Annotated in this window: 10 protein-coding genes and 2 pseudogenes; 5 read left to right on the top strand and 7 right to left on the bottom strand. The window is 49.1% G+C overall.

What is annotated here, in order from left to right; translation table 11 throughout:
• The first annotated feature begins 12 nt into the window (after positions 1 to 12).
• The 3 genes from tcyC to ACFVP7_RS02110 all read left to right on the top strand — a co-directional run bounded on the left by tcyC (position 13) and on the right by ACFVP7_RS02110 (position 2,503).
• Entirely contained in the window at positions 13 to 756 is a 744-nt protein-coding gene (tcyC, locus tag ACFVP7_RS02120) for a cystine ABC transporter ATP-binding protein TcyC (protein WP_003234543.1), read from the top strand.
• A gap of 320 nt (positions 757 to 1,076) precedes the next feature.
• A complete protein-coding gene (locus tag ACFVP7_RS02115) occupies positions 1,077 to 1,724 on the top strand; it encodes a YitT family protein (protein ID WP_003234545.1) in 648 nt (215 codons plus the stop codon).
• Between the two features lie 104 nt (positions 1,725 to 1,828).
• Positions 1,829 to 2,503: a 4'-phosphopantetheinyl transferase gene (locus ACFVP7_RS02110; RefSeq protein ID WP_015715234.1), complete on the top strand. Its 675-nt coding sequence runs from the start codon at positions 1,829 to 1,831 to the stop codon at positions 2,501 to 2,503.
• Here ACFVP7_RS02110 and ACFVP7_RS02105 read toward each other — a convergent pair.
• Complete coding sequence (locus tag ACFVP7_RS02105) at positions 2,498 to 3,832, bottom strand: PLP-dependent aminotransferase family protein (protein WP_375060325.1); 1,335 nt, start codon at positions 3,830 to 3,832, stop codon at positions 2,498 to 2,500. The genes ACFVP7_RS02110 and ACFVP7_RS02105 overlap by 6 nt on opposite strands.
• A gap of 123 nt (positions 3,833 to 3,955) precedes the next feature.
• On the opposite strand from ACFVP7_RS02105, the gene ACFVP7_RS02100 reads away from it, so the two are divergent.
• Positions 3,956 to 4,894 (top strand): DMT family transporter, encoded by a 939-nt coding sequence (locus ACFVP7_RS02100; protein WP_396582945.1) that lies wholly within the window; start codon positions 3,956 to 3,958, stop codon positions 4,892 to 4,894.
• A gap of 53 nt (positions 4,895 to 4,947) precedes the next feature.
• Positions 4,948 to 5,505, top strand: a complete 558-nt coding sequence (locus tag ACFVP7_RS02095) for a YcxB family protein (RefSeq protein WP_375060323.1) — start codon at positions 4,948 to 4,950, stop codon at positions 5,503 to 5,505.
• Positions 5,506 to 5,519: 14 nt separating this feature from the next.
• Here ACFVP7_RS02095 and ACFVP7_RS02090 read toward each other — a convergent pair whose 3' ends face one another.
• The 6 genes and pseudogenes from ACFVP7_RS02090 to srfAB (ACFVP7_RS02065) all read right to left on the bottom strand — a co-directional run.
• The gene (locus tag ACFVP7_RS02090; RefSeq protein WP_375060322.1) at positions 5,520 to 6,746 is read right to left on the bottom strand and encodes an MFS transporter; all 1,227 of its coding nucleotides are present in this window, start codon (positions 6,744 to 6,746) and stop codon (positions 5,520 to 5,522) included.
• Between the two features lie 101 nt (positions 6,747 to 6,847).
• A complete protein-coding gene (gene srfAD / locus ACFVP7_RS02085; protein ID WP_396582944.1) occupies positions 6,848 to 7,576 on the bottom strand; it encodes a surfactin biosynthesis thioesterase SrfAD in 729 nt (242 codons plus the stop codon).
• A 28-nt stretch (positions 7,577 to 7,604) separates the two neighbouring features.
• Positions 7,605 to 11,432, bottom strand: coding sequence for a surfactin non-ribosomal peptide synthetase SrfAC (gene srfAC / locus ACFVP7_RS02080; protein WP_396582943.1), 3,828 nt, complete (start codon positions 11,430 to 11,432; stop codon positions 7,605 to 7,607).
• Between the two features lie 36 nt (positions 11,433 to 11,468).
• A pseudogene (gene srfAB, locus ACFVP7_RS02075) lies at positions 11,469 to 18,998 on the bottom strand (surfactin non-ribosomal peptide synthetase SrfAB); the annotation flags it as partial.
• The gene (comS, locus tag ACFVP7_RS02070; protein WP_010886404.1) at positions 18,944 to 19,084 is read right to left on the bottom strand and encodes a competence protein ComS; all 141 of its coding nucleotides are present in this window, start codon (positions 19,082 to 19,084) and stop codon (positions 18,944 to 18,946) included. The gene comS and the pseudogene srfAB (ACFVP7_RS02075), both read right to left, overlap by 55 nt.
• Positions 19,085 to 19,127: 43 nt before the next feature.
• A pseudogene (gene srfAB / locus ACFVP7_RS02065) lies at positions 19,128 to 22,217 on the bottom strand (surfactin non-ribosomal peptide synthetase SrfAB); the annotation flags it as partial.
• Positions 22,218 to 22,222: the final 5 nt, after the last annotated feature.

The following is a 22,222-nucleotide window of genomic DNA, read 5'->3' as shown; positions in this document are numbered from 1 at the left end:
GAGGTTCCGAGTATGCTTACCGTTAAAGGATTAAACAAATCATTCGGTGAAAATGAAATTTTAAAAAAGATAGATATGAAGATTGAAAAAGGAAAAGTCATCGCCATACTTGGGCCTTCAGGTTCAGGGAAAACGACGCTGCTCCGCTGCCTGAACGCTCTGGAGATCCCGAATCGCGGAGAGCTTGCATTTGATGATTTCTCCATCGATTTCTCCAAAAAGGTGAAACAGGCGGATATCCTAAAGCTTCGCCGAAAATCCGGAATGGTGTTTCAGGCGTATCACCTGTTCCCGCACCGCACAGCCCTCGAAAACGTGATGGAGGGCCCTATTCAGGTGCAAAAACGGAACAAAGAGGAAGTCAGAAAAGAAGCGATTCAGCTTCTTGATAAAGTCGGATTGAAGGACAAAATGGATTTATATCCATTCCAGCTTTCCGGCGGCCAGCAGCAGCGCGTCGGCATCGCCCGCGCACTGGCGATTCAGCCTGAGCTCATGCTGTTTGACGAACCGACCTCAGCGCTTGATCCCGAGCTTGTCGGAGAGGTGCTGAAGGTTATCAAGGACTTGGCCAATGAAGGCTGGACCATGGTCGTCGTGACCCACGAAATCAAGTTCGCGCAGGAGGTTGCGGATGAAGTCATCTTCATCGACGGCGGCGTTATCGTGGAGCAGGGACCGCCGGAGCAAATTTTCTCCGCACCAAAAGAAGAACGGACACAGCGGTTCTTGAACCGGATTTTGAACCCGCTGTAATAAGAAAAACAGAGCGTCAGCGCCCTGTTTCAGATTATTGACAAAATCCTAAAACGATATTCGTTTTAGGATTTTGTGATTTTCAGCGTGATTGAAAACCTTTGAAGTCTAGGAAGGGCGAGCATTGGAGCACAGCGAATGTTAAATTCGTGAGCACCGAAGCACAGGCCTGACAACGAATGCAAGGGTTTGCCAACACGCTGAAACAGGGCGCCTGCGGCGGCCCTGTTTTTTTGTTGAGCCCCTTTCGCCTATTCCGCCCTTCTGTCAGATGTGCTACAATGACAATCGACTGATTTTCACGAAAGAAGGGACCTCACGTGAAGCAAGAACTTGTTCTGCGCTGGACATTTTATTTTGCCGGTTTGATCATTTTGGCTTTTGGTGTATCCCTGACGATAGAAGGAAAAGCACTCGGCATTAGTCCGTGGGATGCATTTCATTACAGCCTGTTTCAGCACTTCGGGCTTACCGTCGGCCAGTGGTCCATCATTATTGGAGCGCTCATCGTCGGATTCACGTCATTGTTTACGAGAGCTTGGCCGAAAATTGGGGCCCTCCTGAATATGGTGCTCATTGGTGTATTTATAGATTTTTTCAATTTCATTCTGCCTGCCCCCTCGACCTACACAGGCTCGATCATCGTCTTCTCTCTAGGCGTGGTGCTGATCGGTTACGGCGTCGGTGTTTATGTATCAGCAGGCCTTGGCGCGGGGCCGCGTGATTCACTGATGATGCTGATTACAGAAAAAACCGGCTGGAATGTGCAATGGGTGCGGAACGGCATGGAATTAACCATTTTGTTTGCGGCATGGGGCATGGGTGGGCCGATCGGTTTTGGCACCATTTTGACCGCCATCCTCACCGGGCTCATTCTGCGTTTTTCATTGCCGCAGTCAATCCAGCTGCTGAATTATGCTGTGGCAAGGCGGACAGCCGCTGTGAAAGCATCTCCGCCTGTCCACTAAAACAAAGCCGCCTTGGCTTTGTTTTTTTATTTTCTCCTCTATATGAGTCTTGTGGAAGTATGATAGGATGGTTTTGACAATCTTTTGCAGACGGAGGATCTAGAATGAAGATTTACGGAATTTATATGGACCGCCCGCTTTCACAGGAAGAAAATGAACGGTTCATGACTTTCATATCACCTGAAAAACGGGAGAAATGCCGGAGATTTTATCATAAAGAAGATGCTCACCGCACCCTGCTGGGAGATGTGCTCGTTCGCTCAGTCATAAGCAGGCAGTATCAGTTGGACAAATCCGATATCCGCTTTAGCACGCAGGAATACGGGAAGCCGTGCATCCCTGATCTTCCCGACGCTCATTTCAACATTTCTCACTCCGGCCGCTGGGTCATTGGTGCGTTTGATTCACAGCCAATCGGCATAGATATCGAAAAAACGAAACCGATCAGTCTTGAGATCGCCAAGCGCTTCTTTTCAAAAACAGAGTACAGCGACCTTTTAGCAAAAGACAAGGACGAGCAGACAGACTATTTTTATCATCTATGGTCAATGAAAGAAAGCTTTATCAAACAGGAAGGCAAAGGCTTATCGCTTCCGCTTGATTCCTTTTCAGTGCGCCTGCATCAGGACGGACAAGTATCCATTGAGCTTCCGGACAGCCATTCCCCATGCTATATCAAAACGTATGAGGTCGATCCCGGCTACAAAATGGCTGTATGCGCCGCACACCCTGATTTCCCCGAGGATATCACAATGGTCTCGTACGAAGAGCTTTTATAAATGGCTCATCAACAGCTTGACACCGCGCTCAATATCTTCCGTTTTCACATTGGAAATATTGATTTTTAATAGATTTTCTTTCTGATAATCTGATAAATAATGACGGTCTATCGCCTCAAGGATCACCCCTTGTTTTTTCAGTCTATGAATCACTCTTGAGGCGGGCAGATCCTGAGGAAGCACCAGATGGGTGTGCATACAGAGTGCCTGCCCGCTGGAGAACGTAAAGCGGCCGCTTCCCAGCTGCCTGTGTGTTTGAATGGCTTGATGTAGCCTCAGCGACCGCTCTTTATAAGAATTTCTGATTTTCTCCTTATGCCTGCCGTACATACCGCTTTTCAGGTAAATCTCCAATGCCGCTTGAGAAATCATCGAACAGTCGATGTCGTTCAGCTTTTTGTACGCATAGAACGTGTCAGTCAGCGCTTCGGGCAAAACAGCCGCCCCCACGCGAAGGCCGGGGAACATCATTTTCGAGAAGCTTTTCAAATAGATGACATGTGAGGACAGATCATATGCGTACAGCGGATCTGCCTTTTTATTTTCCTCCAGATCACCGAGGTAATCATCCTCAACGAGGTAGACATCATACGCTTCTGCCAGTCTCACAAGCTCCTGTTTATCACGCTCTGACAAAGAGCAGCCAAGCGGGTTATGGAAGCGGGGCATCGTATAAAAAAATTTAATCGATTCTGTTTGAAATAACCGCTCAACCTCGGCTATATCAAGCCCTTCTTCCGTTCGTTTCACCCCGATGGCGGAAATCCCAAGCGTCTCAAGCTGTTCGACCATCAAATGGTAGCCCGGCTGTTCAATGGCGATCTTCTCTTTCCCATTTGGGAACGGCATGGCACAAAGCAAGGATAACGCCTGCTGGACACCTGATGTAATGAAAATATGCCTTTCATCCGCAAATACCTGTTGATTGGCCAAGAGCTTTCGGAGTACGCGGATGAGTGAGGGAAGCCCCTTTGGCGTCCCATAAATAAACAAATTGTTTTTGTATGTATCAATCGCTTTGTTGATGCAGTGCTGAAAATCAAGATACGGAAACACATCGGGATCCGGCGCAGATGTGGCAAAGTCAATGGGACCCTGCTGCCCGCTTTTGGCTTTTCCCGTCTTTTTCACAATATAATAGCCGCTTTTCGGAACAGAATAGATAAGGTGGCGTTTTTCCAGCTCCTGCAGCGCGCGGATCACTGTGCTTTTGCTGACTTGGTAGCGGGCGGACAGCTGACGGATAGATGGAAGCCTGTCTCCTTCTTGATAGGAGGTGCTTTGCATCATCTCCTCTATCCTCGTTACTAGACTCATATATTTCTCCATGCCTTCTCCCCCTGTTTTGTACCGGTACAGTTCATTGTTTTTCTCATTGTACCGTTCTGACCGCGGCCATACAATAAAGGGAGCGACCGGCGCTGCAATTCAGGTAAAGGAGCACTTCCCATTATGGTTAAACATCAACAAGCCCCCGCTTATATAGCGGCTATTTTATATTCGTTCATTATCGGTTTATCCTTTCTATTCGTAAAAATCGCACTGCAAACAGCAGAGCCGTTTGATATTTTGGCGCATCGGTTCACCATTGCGTTTGCTACGGCGACTGTACCGATCTTATTCGGCTGGGTAAAGCTATCAATCCGCGTAAAGGACGTCATTGCCATTTTGCCGCTCGCCCTGCTGTATCCCGCGTTATTTTTCAGCTTTCAGGCATTCGGCCTTGTGTACTCGTCCTCCTCTGAAGCGGGAATTATTCAGGCAGCCATTCCGATTTTCACGATGGTCTTTGCCGCTTATGTTTTAAAGGAACGCCCAACGTGGACGCAAAAGGGATTCACAGTTTTATCCGTTGCCGGCGTCATGTTTATTTTTGTGATGAAAGGCGTTGACGTGGAATCAGCCAGCTTAAAAGGGTCTTTGCTGATCCTATTGTCTGCTTTGTCTTCAGCGATGTACAATACTGCTGCCAGAAAAATGACGCAGCGGTTCAAGCTGACAGAGCTCACCTACATCATGTCAGCCATCGGCTTTGTCGTCTTCAACGCCATCGCCCTTGTGCGTCACGGAGCGGCGGGAACAGTCGGCACTTATTTTCTGCCGTTCCGGGAGCCCGGCTTCGTTCTCGCCATTGTGTATTTGGGCGTGCTGTCTTCACTTGTCACTTCATTTCTGTCTAACTATACGTTGTCGCGAATTGAGGCGTTTAAAATGAGCGCTTTTAATCATGTATCTACCATTGTGACGATGATTGCAGGAGTTGTGATTCTCAACGAAAGCCTGGCCTGGTATCATCTTGCCGGGGCTGTTTGTATTATGACTGGCGTGGTGGGGAGCAATATCAATCTGGAGAAAAAAACAAAGCGCCCTGGTATGCCTGCAAAAAAATGAGAAATTATGCTAGACTGAAAGGAAAAACATGGTTAGAGGTGTAGGTTTACCGTATGATTCAATATGCTAGTGAAAGTATCAATCTTCCAGGAGAAATCACTTTTAAGGATGTAAGAGAAATCTTTTTTTATCAAATCGCAAAAATATCATGCTTTTACTTTCTATTGTTTTGCGCCATATTTGCTGCAGTTAACTTCATTAACGGATGGCCCCGTATCGTTTATGGCAGTGACGCGCTTAACTTGTTTATGAACAGTATGTTGATTATCGTGATGTCCGTTCTGTTTACACTGCTGCTCCTCCTTCTTCTATATGTGAAGTTTTCCAGAGCATACAAGAAGAACGAACGGATGAAATCCAAAAGAACATATACTCTGAACCAAGAAGGAATTCGTATATGTTCTAAAAAATATGACCTCATTTTCAATTGGGATGAAATCACAGCTGTTTTCGAATATAAAAATATCTTCAGGGTCAATACATCAAGTGGCCAATATATTGCGATCCCAAAACATTTTTTTCATTCCGAAGTGGAGATGAATAGATTCAAGAAGATTATCCTTAAAAATACCGGAACAAAAAAACTCAAATTTAAAAAGGATCAGCATTGACAGTGCTGATCCTTTTATATTGAATGGTGGGTTTCTTTTGCCTTCTGTTTATCTAAAAACGGCACCAGCTCTATTACAGCCGATAAACCCACAAACACGATGCACACAGCGACAATCAGCAAATAACCATGAGTCATGTCAAAAAACAAACCGCCCGCATACACACTAAGAGCTCCGGCAACCTGATGGATAAAGAAATTGATGCCTAGCAGCGATCCGATCAATCCTGTTTGATAGCTTTCCGAAATTGACGCCGCGGTCAGCGGGATCACGCCTGTGTAACTGAGCCCGAATAACAGGATAAACCCGAAGTACCAAAGGTCGCTTTGATGAATTCCGAGAATGGGAATGGGCAGGCAAATGAGGCTGAGCAGCCGAATGAAAAATAAGATGGATAGCATGACGCTTCTGCTCCCGAGGAGATCGGACAGCCAGCCTGCCAATAATCCGCCAATGATGATAAACGCCCCGAACGCGGCCATCATTCCGTTGACATGAGAGACATGCGCATCCTTCAGTATCGGGACGAGGTGAGCATCAATAATTCCCATTGTAAATCCGCAAGTAAACACGCCGAAGTACAAGATATGAATGAGGCGGGATTGCTTCATCACGTTCCAAAACCCCCGCCAATCATAAGATTTTTTCACAGACTCCGCTTGCGCATACGGCGGGTGCTTCATCCCAAAGACGAGGAGCGGCAGCAGAACAGCCGCCATGACGATTCCCAAAATCGTATAGGTGCTCTGCCAGCCGGCATGATACGGAGCCGCAGCCCAAATGGGCGAGAGAAGCAGCAGGCCCGCAGAGTTGGCATTGGTCAAAATAGCAAGCGCCAGGCCTTTGTGTGTGTCAAACCAACGGCTGATGAAGTACTGGGTCGTCACGCCGACCGCGCAGGAATAGCCGATTCCGCCAAGCACACCGTAAATGGCGGAAAACACATGAACATTCGGTGAATAAGGAAGCACCAAAAAGCTTGCGCTGATGCAGACAGCTCCCAGCGCCATAATTTTTCTGACACTGAAACGGTCGATGAAAAAACCGACAAAAAACTGGACGATGCCGGTTGTGATCATAAAAATGCTGACAGAAACCGAGATCAGCGACCTGTCGGCATGGAAGGCATCTGCCATTGGCAGCATAAAAAATTGAAAGGAATTTCTGAATGAGTTCATTCCGATGGCGAAAACAAACGTAAACAGCAATACAAACCATTTCATCCTGGGAGACGTGCGCATGTTTCGACCTTCCTTTGTTTGAGTATTTCGACTATTATACCATGCAAAAATTGGCATTCAACACAAAAAAAAGCGGAACAGCCGAAGCTGTCCGCTTTTGATCACGGTTGAATGATCGGATGCTGATTCAAGATCGCAAAAATCCGTTCTGCGACTTCTTCCGTTTGTGACAGCAGGAACATGTGCCCGCCGTCAAATTGATGGAATGCGATGTCTTTTGCCCATTTCTTCCAGCCTTCCGCATCTCGTATGCATTTTTTATCATCAAGCCCGTTAAAGACATGAACAGGCGACTGAATCTGGGCCAGATCGTAAAGCTCAAATTGTTCAAGAGCCCGGTAATCTGATCGGAAAGAAGGCAGGAAAAAGGACATGACCTCCTTATTTTCAACAAGCTCTGCGGGCATTCCGCCTAATTGGATAATATGATCGAGAAACTGATCATCAGGCAGGTGGGACACTTTCTTCCGCTGAATATGAGGCGGCTGGATTGCAGAAATGATAACCGCCTGCGGAAAGACGCCTTCACGCTCAAGCTTTTGCGCCAGCCTGAAGGTGATCATTCCACCCATACTGTGTCCGAACAGCACAAACGGCCGATCAGGGCGAAGGTTCAGTTCTTGCTTGTACAAATCCGTCAGCTCTTCGAGATCCTCAATGGCTGACGTTTGATTCGTGCCGTGTCCCGGCGGCTCGGCAGCGAGCATCTCGCACTCCCCCTGCAAAAAAGCATGGAGAGGGCGAAACGACGCCGAATAGCCGCCGGCAAACGGAAAACAGATGAGCTGCGTTTTTTCCGACGCATCAAATGATTTGAAGAGTTGGCTCATTGGCTGTCTCCTCCTTTCATCACTTCATTTATGAAACCGTTACGGTTTGTGTATTAAGAAATTCGAGCAAAATCCCGGCATTCCTATCTAGCGTTTCGCCCTGCAGCATTTCTGCGTGTGTTCCGAAGCCTCTTTTCACACGGTAAGCACCTGTTGTAGCTTCTTCCCATGATGCAAGCCATTCCGGCATGTCAAAATCAGCGCCGGAAGTCAACAGATCAATATCTGCTTTCACCTGGCCTGTGCTGATCAGGTTGACGTAGTATGAGTAAAAAGCATGTGTTTTTTGCTTGAGGCCTTGTTTGACGGCTTCGCTGTTGAGCGCTTCATTGTCCCGATTGACATTCATCAACGCTTCGACATCACTTTCAACCGTGCGTCCGTCCAGATCACTGACACCTTGTTTTTTATAGGAATCCACCATGATGATCCGCTGAACAATACGGCCTTGTTCCTCAAGCTTTTTCGCAGCTTCAAACGCCAGGCTGCATCCCGCTGAATATCCAAACAATGTTAAAGGCCCTTCCGGCTGCAGCTTCTGGATCAAATCCGCATAGCGGTCAAGCCGGTCTTCCTCCTCAATAAAATCAAAGGCGCACAGCTTGTATGACGGCAAGCGGCTGGACAGATTTTGGTACATAAGGCCATAGCCCAAGACCGGCGGGAATGCGAAAATGATCTGCTCCTGATCCTGATTCATTATCGTTACATTCTGCAAGCCATCAGGGTCCCCGTTTTTCACATACGCTGAAATGCCGGCGATCGTCGGCGCTTCAAACAAAAGCTTTACTGGAAGATCAATCCCGAGCTCTTTCTTGATGCGGGACGCGGCGGTCATTGCCTTTAAGGAATGCCCTCCGAGCGCAAAGAAATCGTCATGAATGCCAATTTGCTTTCTGCCGAGAACCTCAGACCATATTTGTGCGATTGTTTCTTCCATCTCGTTCCGCGGTCCAATCCATTCTTCCGCCAGCTGATCCTGATCAGGTTTTGGGAGCAGCCGTTTATTGACTTTCCCGTTCGTCGTTAAAGGAAGCTCATCCAAGAAGGTAAAGGTTTGCGGCACCATGTAAGCAGGAAGCTGTTTTTTCAGGTGCGCCTTCACGTCCTCAGCTGAAAGCTGCGTCCGGTTCACGAGGTAGGCATTGATTGATGCATCGCCAGACTCATGGCGGTCCGCCACAACGACCGCATCTTTCACACCTGGGTATTCCTGCAGCTGCTTTTCGATTTCTTCAAGCTCAATCCGGTGTCCGCGTATTTTGACCTGGTCGTCAATACGGCCGGCGTATTCAATCGTTCCATCCGGCAGCCAGCGCGCTAAATCCCCTGTGCGGTAAAGCGTTTCTCCCGGCTTGAACGGGTTCTTAATAAACTTTTCCTTCGTGAGGTCAGCACGATTTACATATCCTTTTGACACGCCCATTCCGCTGATGCACAGTTCACCGATCGCCCCGAATGGCTGGAGCTGGCTTTGCTCGTTCAGAATATAAACACTGGCATTGCTGATCGGCTTTCCGATCGGCAATGAGGAGATGGAATCCGGCAGATCATGCACGACGTGAGCTGTCGCAAACACTGTTCCCTCAGTCGGTCCGTAGCAGTTAATCAGCTTGCCCGGCCCCATGATCCGCAGCGCTTTTCTGACATGAGGCACTGACGCGCGCTCTCCGCCGAATAATATACAGCGAAGCCCCTTCATCCAATCCTCTCCCGCATCTGTGAGAAGATTAAATAGTGCTGTTGTCGCAAACATGACATTGACATTCTCTTGCAGGATCAGATCTGTGAGCCGTTCTGTATCAAGCAGCGTATGTTCATCTGCGATAATGAGCCGTGCCGCATTCAGCATAGAAGCATAGAAATCAAAGGTAAATGCATCAAAGGCGTAATTCGAAACAGACAAGAACGTATCCTGATCAGAAAATGCCATGTAGTCTACATGCTTGACCAAACCTTGAATATTGGCATGAGTGGTGATATTGCCTTTTGGCTTTCCGGTTGTGCCGGACGTGTACATGATATATGCCGGATCATTAGGATCAATCGCGGTTGCAGGATCGCTTGCCTGTTCTTCAAACCGTGTTTGATCATCAATGAAGAGCGTTGTGCCTGTATACGGCAGCTCAGCCGCTTGTTCTTTCATCTTCTGATGCGTCAGAAGACAGGCTGCCGCACTGTCAGCCAGCATATACGAGATTCGGTCCTCTGGCAGCTTCGGATCAACCGGCAGATAGGCTGCTCCCGCCTTTAATACACCGAGAATGCCGATCACCAGTTCAAGTGAGCGCTTCGTGTACAGCGCTACAACAGAGCCTTTGCCCGCACCGTGTTTTTGCAGCCGGCGTGCAAGGCGGTTCGCTTCCTCATCTAATTCGCGATAAGACAGGGTCTGGCCGGAATACGTAAGCGCCGGTGCATCCGGATTGGCGTTCACTGCTTCCTTGAACCAATACGTCAGAGGCTTTGTTTCATGAGCTTGAGCCGGCGGGTTTAAGCCGGTTAGCAAAAATTCTCTCTCCCTGTCGTCAACGAGGTTGATCGTGCTGACAGGCTGATCAGGATTCTGGATGAGCTGCTGAATTGCTGTAAGAAGCTGAGATTTCAAGCGCAGGATAAACGCCTCATCAAACACATTCTCATTATAGGCAAGCTTAATCAGCATCTCATCTCCCGGGGAAGCCATCAGGTTGAGATCATAATTCGACTTCTCAAAAACATGAACATCCACCATATCAAAGCCGTTTTCACTGCTTTCTTCATTTTTCGCATCCTGAAGCGGATAGTTCTCAAAAACAATGATGTGGTCAATCAGTTTCGGCTGATCGGCCTGGCTTTGGATGTCATAAAGCGGCACATATTGATGCGGCTCGGACTGCAGCGATTGCTCCTGCAGCTGCTTGAGCAAGCCGTTAAATGTGATACCCTCAGACAGCTTCACACGTCTCGGGACAACATTGATAAACAGCCCGACCATATGTTCAACGCCTTTGATTTCCGCGGGACGCCCTGAAACAACTGTACCGAAGGCCAAATCGCCAGACTGCTGATAGCGGCTGATCAATACGCTCCAGACTGCCTGCAGCGCCGTACTTAAAGTGGTATGCTGCGATTTTGCAAGCTCGGTAAAGGCCTTTGTCTCCGCCTCCGGCAGTGGAAAGAGCAGCTCTTTCGGCTCATAGCCGTCCTTTTGTTTCTTTCTTTGCTCCGCAAACGTCGTTTGTCCTTCAAAGTCCTCCAAGTACTCGCGCCAGTAGCGGAGCGATGCTTGTTTATCCTGCTTTTCAAGCCACTTGATGTAGTCTTTATACGGTTTGACGGGGGGCAGGCTGTACGGCTTTTGTTCGCGCAGAGCATTGTATACCTTAAATAGATCCTGTACGACGATGCCGAAGCACCATCCGTCCAAAATAATGTGGTGGTAGCTCCACACCCATTCAAAGCTTTCTTCAGCTTTTTTGAAAATGGCTGCCCGCATCGGAATATCCCGCGTCAAATCAAAACCCCTGATCTTATCCTGTTCTTTGTACTCATTGATTTTGGCTGTTTGCTCGCTGCCCGTTAAGTGTGTCAGATCGATTTCTTCTATATGGAACTGCCGTTTTTTCAATACGACTTGGACAGGTCTTTTTACTTTTTCGTGAATGAACACGGTACGAAATACATCGTACCGGTCCATGATCACATTCATGCTTTCTTCAAGACATTTGATATTCAAGCTGCCTTTTACTTTCATCGTGATTTGTTCAAGGTAAAAGCTTTGGCCGGGATTCAGGATGGCATGAAAAAGCATCCCTTCCTGCATCGGCGATAGGTAATACATATCTTGAACCTGATCCTTGCTAAATTGACTCATATGTTTCGCTCCCGCCTTCTGTAATTCCCTTGCATTTTATTTTAAATTCTCCTCAAGCATGTCAAAGATATCTCCCATCTCGTCCATTTCAAGGTCTTCGGCGCTAAAGTCGCTTGGTGTGAATTCCTTGTCTTCTTTTTCCGTGCAATGGCGGATTAGCATCAGGAGGTTTTCTTTAAACCGTTCCATTCGCTCTTCAATCGTGGCTCTTTCAAACTCCTTTTCATTGTAGGAGCAGGAAAGCACAAACCGGCCGTTTCTGATCATGCCGCTGAAACTTAAAGCGTACAGCGCCTCTGATTCTCCGCTTACTTGGCGCCCCATATCGAAAGCGGACGGTTCAAAGAAATCGGTTTTGACTTCACTGTCGAATTGGCCCAAATAGTTGAAGCTGATCTCCGGTGTGAAGCCCTTTGTTTCCGCTGTTTCTGTGAAATAACGAAGAATGCCGTAGCCAACACCTTTGTCGGGAATGCGGCGCAGGTTTTCTTTGACTGTTTTGATCACAGCCGAGGCATCTGCGTCAGATATGTCGAGCACAACAGGGTATTGTGCCGTAAACCAGCCGACCGTTCTGGAGATATTCACATTCGGGATAATGTCCTCCCGGCCGTGTCCCTCAAGGTTAATGCCAATTTTGGCACCCTTTGTCCATTCTTTCATTGTCAAACCGAGCGCGCTGAGAAGAATATCGTTGATTTCAGTTCCATATGGCTGATGAACATCTGTTAAAAGATGTTTCGTGTCTTCTTCCGTTAATTCACATAGGACAGATGATGTATCCTTGACGATCCGCTGCTCTGTTTTACAATCCTTCGGTAAAGGAGAAACCTGTTCAGCGGCAATTTGCGACCAGTATTCAGCCTGCTGTAAAAGATGCGCTGATTGGCTGAATGCCGCCAGTTCTTCCGCCCAGTCCTTGAAGGAGTTTGTTTTTTGCGGGAAGACAAGGCTCTCTTCTTTCTCAGCCTGCATGTAGCCTGAAGCAAAATCTTCAAGCAAAATCCGCCATGACACACCGTCGACCACCAGATGGTGTACAGCAATGAGCAGGTGATCCCCAGCTTCTGTGCGATATTGCTCCGCCTTTAGAAGCGGCCCGGTTCGCAGATCGAGACTGCTTTGCAGCCTGTCCGCTAGAATCTTGATCTGGCTTCTCAGCATCTCTTCATCAGAGCCGTACAGATCCACGATTTCGAAGCTGACCTTGCTCTCACCGATCGGTTGATACGCCTGAACGATGTCCCCGTTTTCCTCACGATAGACCATACGAAGCGCGTCATGATGCTCGATCAGCGCCTGCAATGTTTTCTCCACCCGTTCAGGATCAAAGCCCTTCTTGGCGTGAAGCATCACCGATTGGTTCCAGTGGTGCTTGTTCGTGAAGTTCTTTTCAAAGAACCAGCGCTGGATCGGCGTCAGGATGACTTCGCCCTCTACCGGGCCTTGGTCTGCCTGTTTGCCTTCGGCACGCTCTACGTACTGGGTAAGCTCCTCGATCGTCGGATGCTGGAAGAGATCTTTCATTTCCAGCTTCCAGCCGTGCTGATTCAAGCGGCTCGCCATTTGAATTCCTTTGATGGAATCTCCGCCAAGCGAGAAGAAATTGTCGGTGACACCGACTTCAGACATTCCAAGCACGTCCTGCCAGATGCCGGCAAGCAGCTCTTCCATGTCGGTCGTCGGCGCTTTGTATTCTCCGCTTCCCGCTTCGATGTCCGGCTCAGGCAAGGCTTTGCGGTCCACTTTGCCGTTTGTCGTAACCGGAAGCTCGTTCAGCGTCACCCAGAACGCCGGGATCATGTAATCCGGCAGGGTTTCCTTTAGTGCTGATTTCAGTGCTTCTATGTCAGCTGTTTCCGGTGTGACATACGCCGCGATTGCTGTATTGCCACCTTTATCCTTGACAGCTGTCACTGCCGCATCCTGTACCTCAGAAAGCTGGGCGAGTTGGACTTCAATTTCTGAGAGTTCGATCCGGTAGCCGCGGACCTTGACCTGCTGATCGATCCGGCCGATGTATTCGATGCCGCCGCCCGTCCATTTCACCAAATCGCCGGTGCGGTACATGCGCTCACCAGGCACAAACGGATCAGCGACAAACCGCTTCGCGGTTTCGTCTTCTCGATTCAGATAGCCGCGTGCCAGTCCGCGCCCCGCCACGCAAAGCTCTCCGGCTACGCCTTCCGGCTGCACCTGATTGCCCTCGCCGAGAATGTATACTCTCGTATTGGCAATGGCCCTTCCGATGGAAAGCGAGCCTTCCTCCGGATGGATTTCTGCGCTTGTGGCAACGACCGTATTTTCTGTCGGGCCGTAGTTATTGACGAGTGTGTACGGCTTTTTCACTGCGCGCTTCAGCTTGTCTCCTCCGGTCAAGAGGACGCGAAGTGAGGTGTTCTCAAGCTCCATGAACTGTTCCGCAAGCTGTGTCGGCAGGAACGTGATCGTTACGCCGTTCGTTTCAAAATAATCGTTCAGGCGGACGATATCGAGGCGGATCGCTTCATCAATGACGTGAAGCTCGGCACCGATCGTCCAGGTCGGGAACATCTCCCAAATGGAAGCGTCGAACCCAAAGCCCGCGTACTTCGCACTGCGGTCCTCCGCTGTCATGCTGAACGCGTCGTGGTGCCAGAAGCACAGGTTCACAAGCGCATGGTGCTCGACCATGACACCCTTCGGCTGTCCGGTCGTTCCAGACGTGTAAATCATGTACGCCAAGTTCTCCGCGGTTACAGCGGTTTCTGGATTTCCCTCGTCGTTTTCATCAAGCGGCAGGCTTAGAATCGTGCGGCTTCCGTCGAGAAGAATGACATCTCCCGTATAGCTGTCCGGCACTGAAATGCCTTCCTGTTTCAAGAGAAGCTTCGCGCCGCTGTCCTGTAAAATATACTCAATCCGCTGATCCGGGTAGTCAGGATCAATCGGCACAAACGCCGCTCCGGCTTTCAAGACGCCGAGCACCGCGGCGGACATTTCAAGCGACGGCTTCGTGAGAATGCCGACGCGGTCATCCGGGCTGATGCCGCAGTCCATCAGAATCCGCGCGAGACGGTTTGCCTTCGCATTCAGCTCGCCGTACGTCCAAGACTGGCCGTTGTATGTGACAGCCGGGCGGTCTTTGTGGCGCTGGACAGTCTCTTCGAATAGCTGATGAACCGTTTTGTCTGTCGGCACAGACAGCGCTTTACCCTTCCATGCCTCAAGAAGCGCTTGCTTTTCTGTCTCGGTGACCAGTGACAGACTGGAAAGCGGCTGGTTCGGGTTATCCGCAACAGCCTTTAGTAGCCGCAGAACGTATTCGCTCCATTTTTCAGCTGTTTCTTTTGCGAACAGATCTGTCGCATATTCGAGCTGCAAGCCAATGCCATTTTCATCAGTAAATCCGCCCAGTGTCAGATCAAACTTAGAAGTTCCCTGATGAGCCTCATAAGGTGAAATGCTCAGATTTTGCAATGTAAGCTGTTCTTTATCAGGGTTTTCTGTCGTCACCATCACATTAAACAATGGGTTTCGGCTCATATCCCGAGGGAGATCAAGCTGATTAACCAGATCTTCAAACGGATACTCCTGATGCTCAAGCGCTGACAGGTTCGTCTGCTTTGCTTGCTCCAAAAGCTCCGCAAATGTTTGCTGTTCTTTCGCTTTCATTCTCAGGGCAAGTGTATTGACGAACATTCCCGGCATGTCCTGAACATCAGCATTCGTCCTGCCGGCAGTAACGGAGCCGATGACGATATCCCGCTGTCCGGAAATTTTGCTTAAAAAGACGTGGAAAACAGCATGGAGCACCATGTGCAAGGTCGTTCCGGTTTCCGCAAGCAGTTTTTCTACCGCCTTTGCCGTCTCACTTTCCGTACGGAAACGGATCGTATCTCCTCTAAAGCTTTGCACAGGTGGACGGGCGTAATCGAGCGGGAGATCAAGCTCTGGCAGCTCGCCTGAAAGAACTGACATCCAGTACGCCTCATGCTCCTTCATCCGTTCTTTTTGCTCAGCTTCATTTTGCCAAACGGCGAAATCTTTATAATGAAGCGCCGGCTCCGGAAGCTGCTCTCCTTTGTAAAGCAGCGCCAATTCTTTTACAAAGATGCCTCTTGAGACACCGTCTGCGATGATATGATGCATATCTAAAAGCAGCAAATGTTTTTTCGCTTCTATTCGAAGCAAAGCTGCGCGAATGAGCGGTGCGTCGTTTAAGTCGAATGGCCGGATAAATTCCTTAATCTTTTGGTCCGCTTCGTCTTCTTTGGCTTCAAACACATGAAGATCAACCTCCGCCTTCTCAATGATGCGCTGAACAGGCTCACCATTAGCTTCCATAAATGACGTCCGCAATGATTCGTGACGGTTCACAAGCTGATTGAGTGAATCGCGCAGGCACGAAATATCAAGCTCTCCTTCCATTAGAAGAACAGATGGCATGTTGTAGCTTATCGTCTGGCGGTCAAGCTGATTGAGCACGTACATCCGTTTCTGTGCGGATGACAATGGATACATATCCTGCTTGTCAGCCGGTTTGAGTACTTGATGGCCGCCTGAAACAGCAGACGCCTCCATATAAGCCGCCAGCTGGCGAACAGTCGGCTGCTCGAACAGTGCTTTAAGCGGTACGCTTTTCTCCAATTCCGCCTGAATGTTGGCAATCAGCATCATCCCTTTTAATGAATGGCCGCCTAAATCGAAAAAATTGTCGTCAATGCCGATGGCTTCTATGCCAAGCGTTTTCTGCCAAATGCGGCATAAGCTTTCTTCAAGCGCTGTCTCCGGTGCGGCCAAGGCCTTGCCTCCGGATTGTGCCGCGTTCGGCTTCGGCAAAGCGTTTCTGTCAGTTTTTCCGTTTGCCGTCAGCGGAATCGCGTCAACCTGCACAAAGAAAGCAGGAATCATATGAGACGGCAGTGTTAGGGAAAGCTGGTTCCGGAGCTCTGCTTTTTCAATAGCTTGATCCGACGTATAATACGCGCAAAGCTCTTGAAGACCGCCCTCGGAAACCGCTAGTACAACCGCTTCTTGAATTCCGCTGAGGCTGAGCATGACCGTTTCAATTTCTTTCGGCTCAATGCGGTAGCCGCGGATTTTCACCTGATCATCAGCCCGGCCGATAAATGCAAGCGTACCGTCAGAAAGTCTTCGTACGACATCTCCGGTTTTGTACATGAGGCTTCCCGGCGAATATGGATTTTCTACAAATCTCTCGGCTGTCAGCTGAGGCCTGTTGAGATACCCTCTCGCGAGCCCCTGTCCCGTGATATAGAGCTGTCCGCTCGCTCCCGGCGGCACAAGCTTCAATGCTTCATTTAAGACAAGCGCGCCGGCATTCGCAATCGGGCGTCCGATTGTCGGGCGTTTCGCAAATGCATCCGGCTCAGACAGATCAACCCGCCCGGCGATGGCGCCGATCGTTGCTTCTGTCGGGCCGTAGTGATTGATAAATTCGGTATGTCCATACATCTTACGGAAGGCGATAACATCAGTCGGGATGATTTTTTCTCCTCCCAAGACGATCAAGCGCAAGGATTCAAAGTTCGCATCTTTTGCAAAACTGGCGGTGTTCACTATTGTATGGAACAGAGACGGTGTCAGCTTGATATAAGTGATCCCATGCTCCTTGATATAGTGCGCTATTTCATCCGGCGCCGTATAGGTTTCCTTCTGGACGATATGGAGCTCGCCCCCGCCCAGAAGTACAGGGAACATGCTCGTATAGCCAAGGTCAAATGCGTAAGATGAAAGCAATACAGTCTTATCATTTTCCGTCAGGCCCGCCTCTTCACTAAACCAAGAGACATAGTTTGTCAGATTGCGATGCTCAATCTGCACGCCCTTTGGCTTTCCGGTCGTACCGGACGTATAAATGACGTATGCAAGATTGCGAGACCCGGAAATGGATGATGGGCGCTCCTTGCTTTCATTTCTCCATTTACCGTCATCAAGGCTGACGATTGTCCCTTCATATTGCCCAATAGCCGTCATGTTTCTTTCATTCACGACCGCAAATTTTGCTCCGCTGTCCTCTAATGAATAACGGATTCGTTCTTCAGGTGTATCAGGATCAATCGGAAGGAAAGCTGCCCCCGCCTTCATGACACCGAGAATCGATACCATGACTTCAGCTGACCGGTCCATAACAATCGCGACAATGTCTTCATTTCCTGCCCCTTGGGCACGAAGATGATGCGCCAGCTGGTTCGCCTGTTCATCAAGCTCGCGATAGGTCAGCAGATTTCCGCCAGCCTTCACCGCAGGATGGTCAGGTGTTTGCTGGGCCTGTTTTTCAAAAAGAGCGGCAAAGGTTGCTTCGGTAATTTGAGTCATATGTCTTTCTTCTAGCAAAGCAGCTGTTTCTGCAGATGAAAGCAGATCTACATCAGACAGCCGAACGTTTGGATTAGCCGCGGCCGCTTTGATGATATTGACAAAGTGGCGGCTCCAGCGGCGGATCGTCTCGTCCTTAAACAAGGCAGTCGCATAGTCAAAGCTTAGGCCGATATCCTCTTCACGCTCGACCGCTTCCAAGGAAAGATCAAATTTCGCAACATGATGAAGCATGGAATACGAGGAAATCTTCAAATCTCCTAATCTTAATGAAGGAATCTCCATATTTTGCATGTTGAACATCACGCTGAACAGCGGACTTCTGCTTGTATCCCTTGTAAGCGGAAGCTTTTCAATCAGCTCCTCAAGCGGATAGCTCTGGTGCTCGAATGCTTGAAGGCTGGCTGTTTTGACCTCTTCAAGAAATTGCGCGAAGGTTTTATCTCCCGCTGGTGCCGTTCTGAGTGCGACCGTGTTGACAAACATACCCGGCACACCTTGCAGATCAGGATGTGTTCTGCCAGCTGTCGGCGAGCCGACAATGATATCATCCTGTGACGCGTACTTGGAAAGGAGTACATTGAACGCCGCCAGCAAAAACATGTACATTGTCGTATCTGTTTCTGCCATGAGCGATTTGATTTGAGCCGTGATTTGCTTATCAAGCCCAAACATCACGCGCTCTCCCGCAAAGCTCCGTTCAGCAGGCCGCTCGAAATCCGCGGGAAGATCCAGTATTGGCAGTTCGCCTTTAAAGACATCGAGCCAATATTCCTCATCTTTTTGATAATTAGTTTGTTCTTTGTGCCAAACTGCGTAATCTTTATAGTGAATTTGTGGCAGTTCCATATCTGCGCCTTGATATATTTTGGCAAGATCACCGATTAGAATGCCTGTTGAACTTCCGTCAGTAATAATATGATGCATATCAATGAGCAGCAGATGGCGTTTTTCTTCCAGCTGGACAAGCTTCGAACGGACGAGTGGCGCGCGGTTTAATTCAAACGGCTGAACAAATGCTTTGATTATCTCTTCCGCGTCTTCTTCCCGTCCCTTGGCAGCCTCCAGCTGGAACGATATGTTTTTATGAACGGTTTGCACAACCTCTCCGTCGATCATGTCAAACGATGTACGGAGGATTTCGTGCCGGTTGATTAATTGCTGAATCGCGTTTTCAAGCCGGTCTTTATCTACTTCTCCCTCCAGCAGAAGTACAGCGGGGACGTTGTAGCTTGTGTTTGCTTGTCCAAGCTGATTGAGGATATACATTCTCCGCTGGGCCGGGGATACAGGATAATGCTGCTGATAAGATGCTTGCCTGATCGGTTCAAACGTCTGCTCCTCCTTGCTTTCGTTCTCTTCCAAATACAGTGCCAGTTCTTGAATAGTCGGCTTTTCAAAAAGCACTTTTATCGGAACTTCCTTATGAAAATGCTCTTGAATTTTCGCCGTCATCATCATCGCTTTCAAAGAATGGCCGCCGATCATAAAGAAGTTATCGGTAACGCCTGCTTTGACGCCGAGTATTCCTTCCCAGATCTCCGCTAATTTCTTTTCACTCTCTGTTTTTGGTGCTGCGTATTCCGGCTGCACGGCTTCTGATTGCGGTGCAGGCAGTTCCTTTTTGTTGATTTTCCCGTTTGGCGTGAGCGGCAGGCTGTCCATTTGAATCAGGTGGGCAGGGACCATATAGTCAGGCAAAGACTGAGACAGTGTTTTTCTCAGCTCACTCACAGCCACTTCACGATCCGCCGTGAAGTACGCGCAAATTTCATTTTCGTCTGCTTTGTTCTTGCGGATGATCACCGCGGCTTCTGTCACATGCTCAGCCATGTTCAGTTTTGTTTCAATTTCGCCAAGCTCAATTCGGAAGCCGCGCACCTTCACTTGGTTGTCGATTCTGCCTAAAAATTCGATATTGCCGTCCGGCAGCCATCTTGCCAAGTCACCAGTGCGGTAAATTCTCTCACCCGGTCTGAACGGGTCTTCGAGAAATTGCTTCTCCGTCAGCTCAGGGAGATTGACATATCCTCGCGCTACACCGATTCCGCCTACGCAAAGCTCGCCAGGCGCGCCAATTGGCTGCAGGCATTGCTGCTCATCCAGGATGTAGGCAGTGGAATTTCCGATCGGCTTCCCGATTGGGATAGAGCCGCCATACTCGCGGTCTATCAGAAAACTTGTTGAAAACGTCGTGTTTTCTGTCGGGCCGTATCCGTTCCACAATGAAAGCGACGGCGATGCCTGTTTTACTTTGCTGACAATATGCGGGACAAGGGCATCTCCGCCGATGATTAAATGGCGCAGTGTGCCGAACATACCCGCATCCTTTGCAGCAAGCTGGTTGAATAAAGGTGATGTCAGCCACATAGTTGTGATGCTTTGCTCACGCAGGAATGCAGCAAATTGTTTCGCATCAAGCAGTGTCTCTTTTTTGACCGGATAAAGCGCTGCGCCATTTAGCAGTGCGCCGAATACCTCAAACGTTCCGGCATCAAAGCTGACTGCCCCCGTTTGCGCCATGCGGTCCTCTTCAGTAACAGGAACGTACCCGGCATTTTTGACGAGGCGCAGAATGCTTTTATGTTCGATCATGACGCCTTTCGGTTTGCCCGTTGAACCGGATGTGTACATGATGTACGCCAAATCAGACGGGGCGGATGGCAGGTTGAGATTGTCAGCTTCGCCATCTTCAATGCCTATGTCCAGTGTAAGAACCGGCACCTGCAGCTGATGTGCCTGCCCTGTATAAGAATTTCCGGTCAAAACCATTCGAACGGAGCTGTCCTCTGCCATGAAACGAAGACGATCCCCCGGAAGCGCTGGATCAAGCGGCACATATGCGGCGCCTGCTTTTAACACAGCCAGCATGCCGACAACGGTTTCTACTGAGCGGTCGTTCATAATCGCTGCTGTTTCCCCTTTTTGAAGCCCTTGTTCGACAAGCTTTCTCGCCAGACGGTTAGCCGCTGCATTCAGCTCGCGGTACGTCAGCTCGGTTCCTTCATATACGACGGCAGTGCTCGCCGGCGTCCGTTTCGCTTGCTCTTCAAACACTTGGTGAACAGCCATTCCTTCAGGGAGTTCGGCTTTCGTGCTGTTAAACACCTCGACAATTTGCCGGTGCTCTTCGTCTCCAACAAGCCCGTACTCACGCACAAAAGCGGCCGGCTGATCGACAGCTGCTTCCATCATGCGGGTAATGTGCTCCGCTGTCCGTTCGATAAAAGCGGAATCAAAGGCGGCTCCGTTATATTTAATTTTGACGGTCCATGTTTTGCCTGGATACACAATCAGGTTGAAATCGAAGCTCGTTTGTTCAAATGCGCTTTCTACCTTAATCGAAAACCCGAGGCGGTCTTCCATGCTGCCGTTTTCAAGCTCTTGATCAAGCGGATAATTTTCAAACGCGACCAGATGGTTTAAGAGATTGCCATCAAGGGCTGAGCGTTTTTGAATCTCATAGAGCGGCACGTAATCGTAACGCTCTGCCTCTACTGCATGCTGCTGAACAGCTGTGAAAATATCAGCGAATGCAGCATCTCGTTCAACTTTCACCCGCACCGGAATAGTGTTGATAAACAGCCCCGCCATCGTTTCAATTCCGTTGATTTCAGACGGCCTTCCTGAGACGACCGTTCCGAAGACAACATCATCCGTAAAGTTGTATTTGCTGAGAACAATGCCCCAAACGGCCTGAAATAGGTTAGGCCCTGTCACTTGATGGAGGTTTGCGGTTTGCTGAATGCGGGCAACCAGTGTTTCATCCCATGTAAAGGAATATTCTTTATTGACGTATTCGTCTTTTTTTACAGGCAGGCGGCCCGGGAGCACGCTTGGCTGTTCAAAACCCGCCAAGCGCTCGCTCCAGTAGCTCTCCGCTTCTTCATTGTCCTGTTTTCCAAGCCATTTGATGTAGTCGGAGTAAGGCTTGCCTTGACCGTTTGCAGGTGTCCTTCCTGCTCTGAGCGCTTCATAGTTTTGGAACAGGCTTTTCATGAGGACGCCCATGCTCCAGCCGTCCATCATAATATGATGATTGCTCCAGACAAGATACAGCTGATCTGCAGCAAGGCGGAAAACCGCTACCTTGAACAAAATGTCTTTTGCCAGGTTAAAGCCTTGGCGCTGAACGTCTTGTTTGTAACGCTCAATGTGCTCTTTCTGGCGGTTCTCGTCTGCATGACTGATATCCTCATAATGCACCTTTGTTTTGCGTTCCGCTAACACGACCTGACGCGGTTTTTGCAGCTGCTGATGCACAAATACCGTACGGAGAATATCGTATGACCGAATCAGTTCATTGACGCTTTTCTCAAAGATTTCAAGATCAAAAGCGCCGTGAATCCCAAGCTCTAATTGTGTGAAGTACGAGGAAGAATGCGGATCAAGCATCGCATGATACAGCATTCCTTCCTGCATTGGTGTCAGTGCGTACACCTTTTGAATCGATTTTTTGCTCATATGCC

This window comes from Bacillus sp. SG20033 (genome assembly GCF_044570195.1).
Classification (GTDB): Bacteria; Bacillota; Bacilli; order Bacillales; family Bacillaceae; genus Bacillus; species Bacillus subtilis.
The sequence above is the reverse complement of the archived record's forward strand: the minus strand, read 5'-3'. Positions and strand labels throughout refer to the sequence as shown.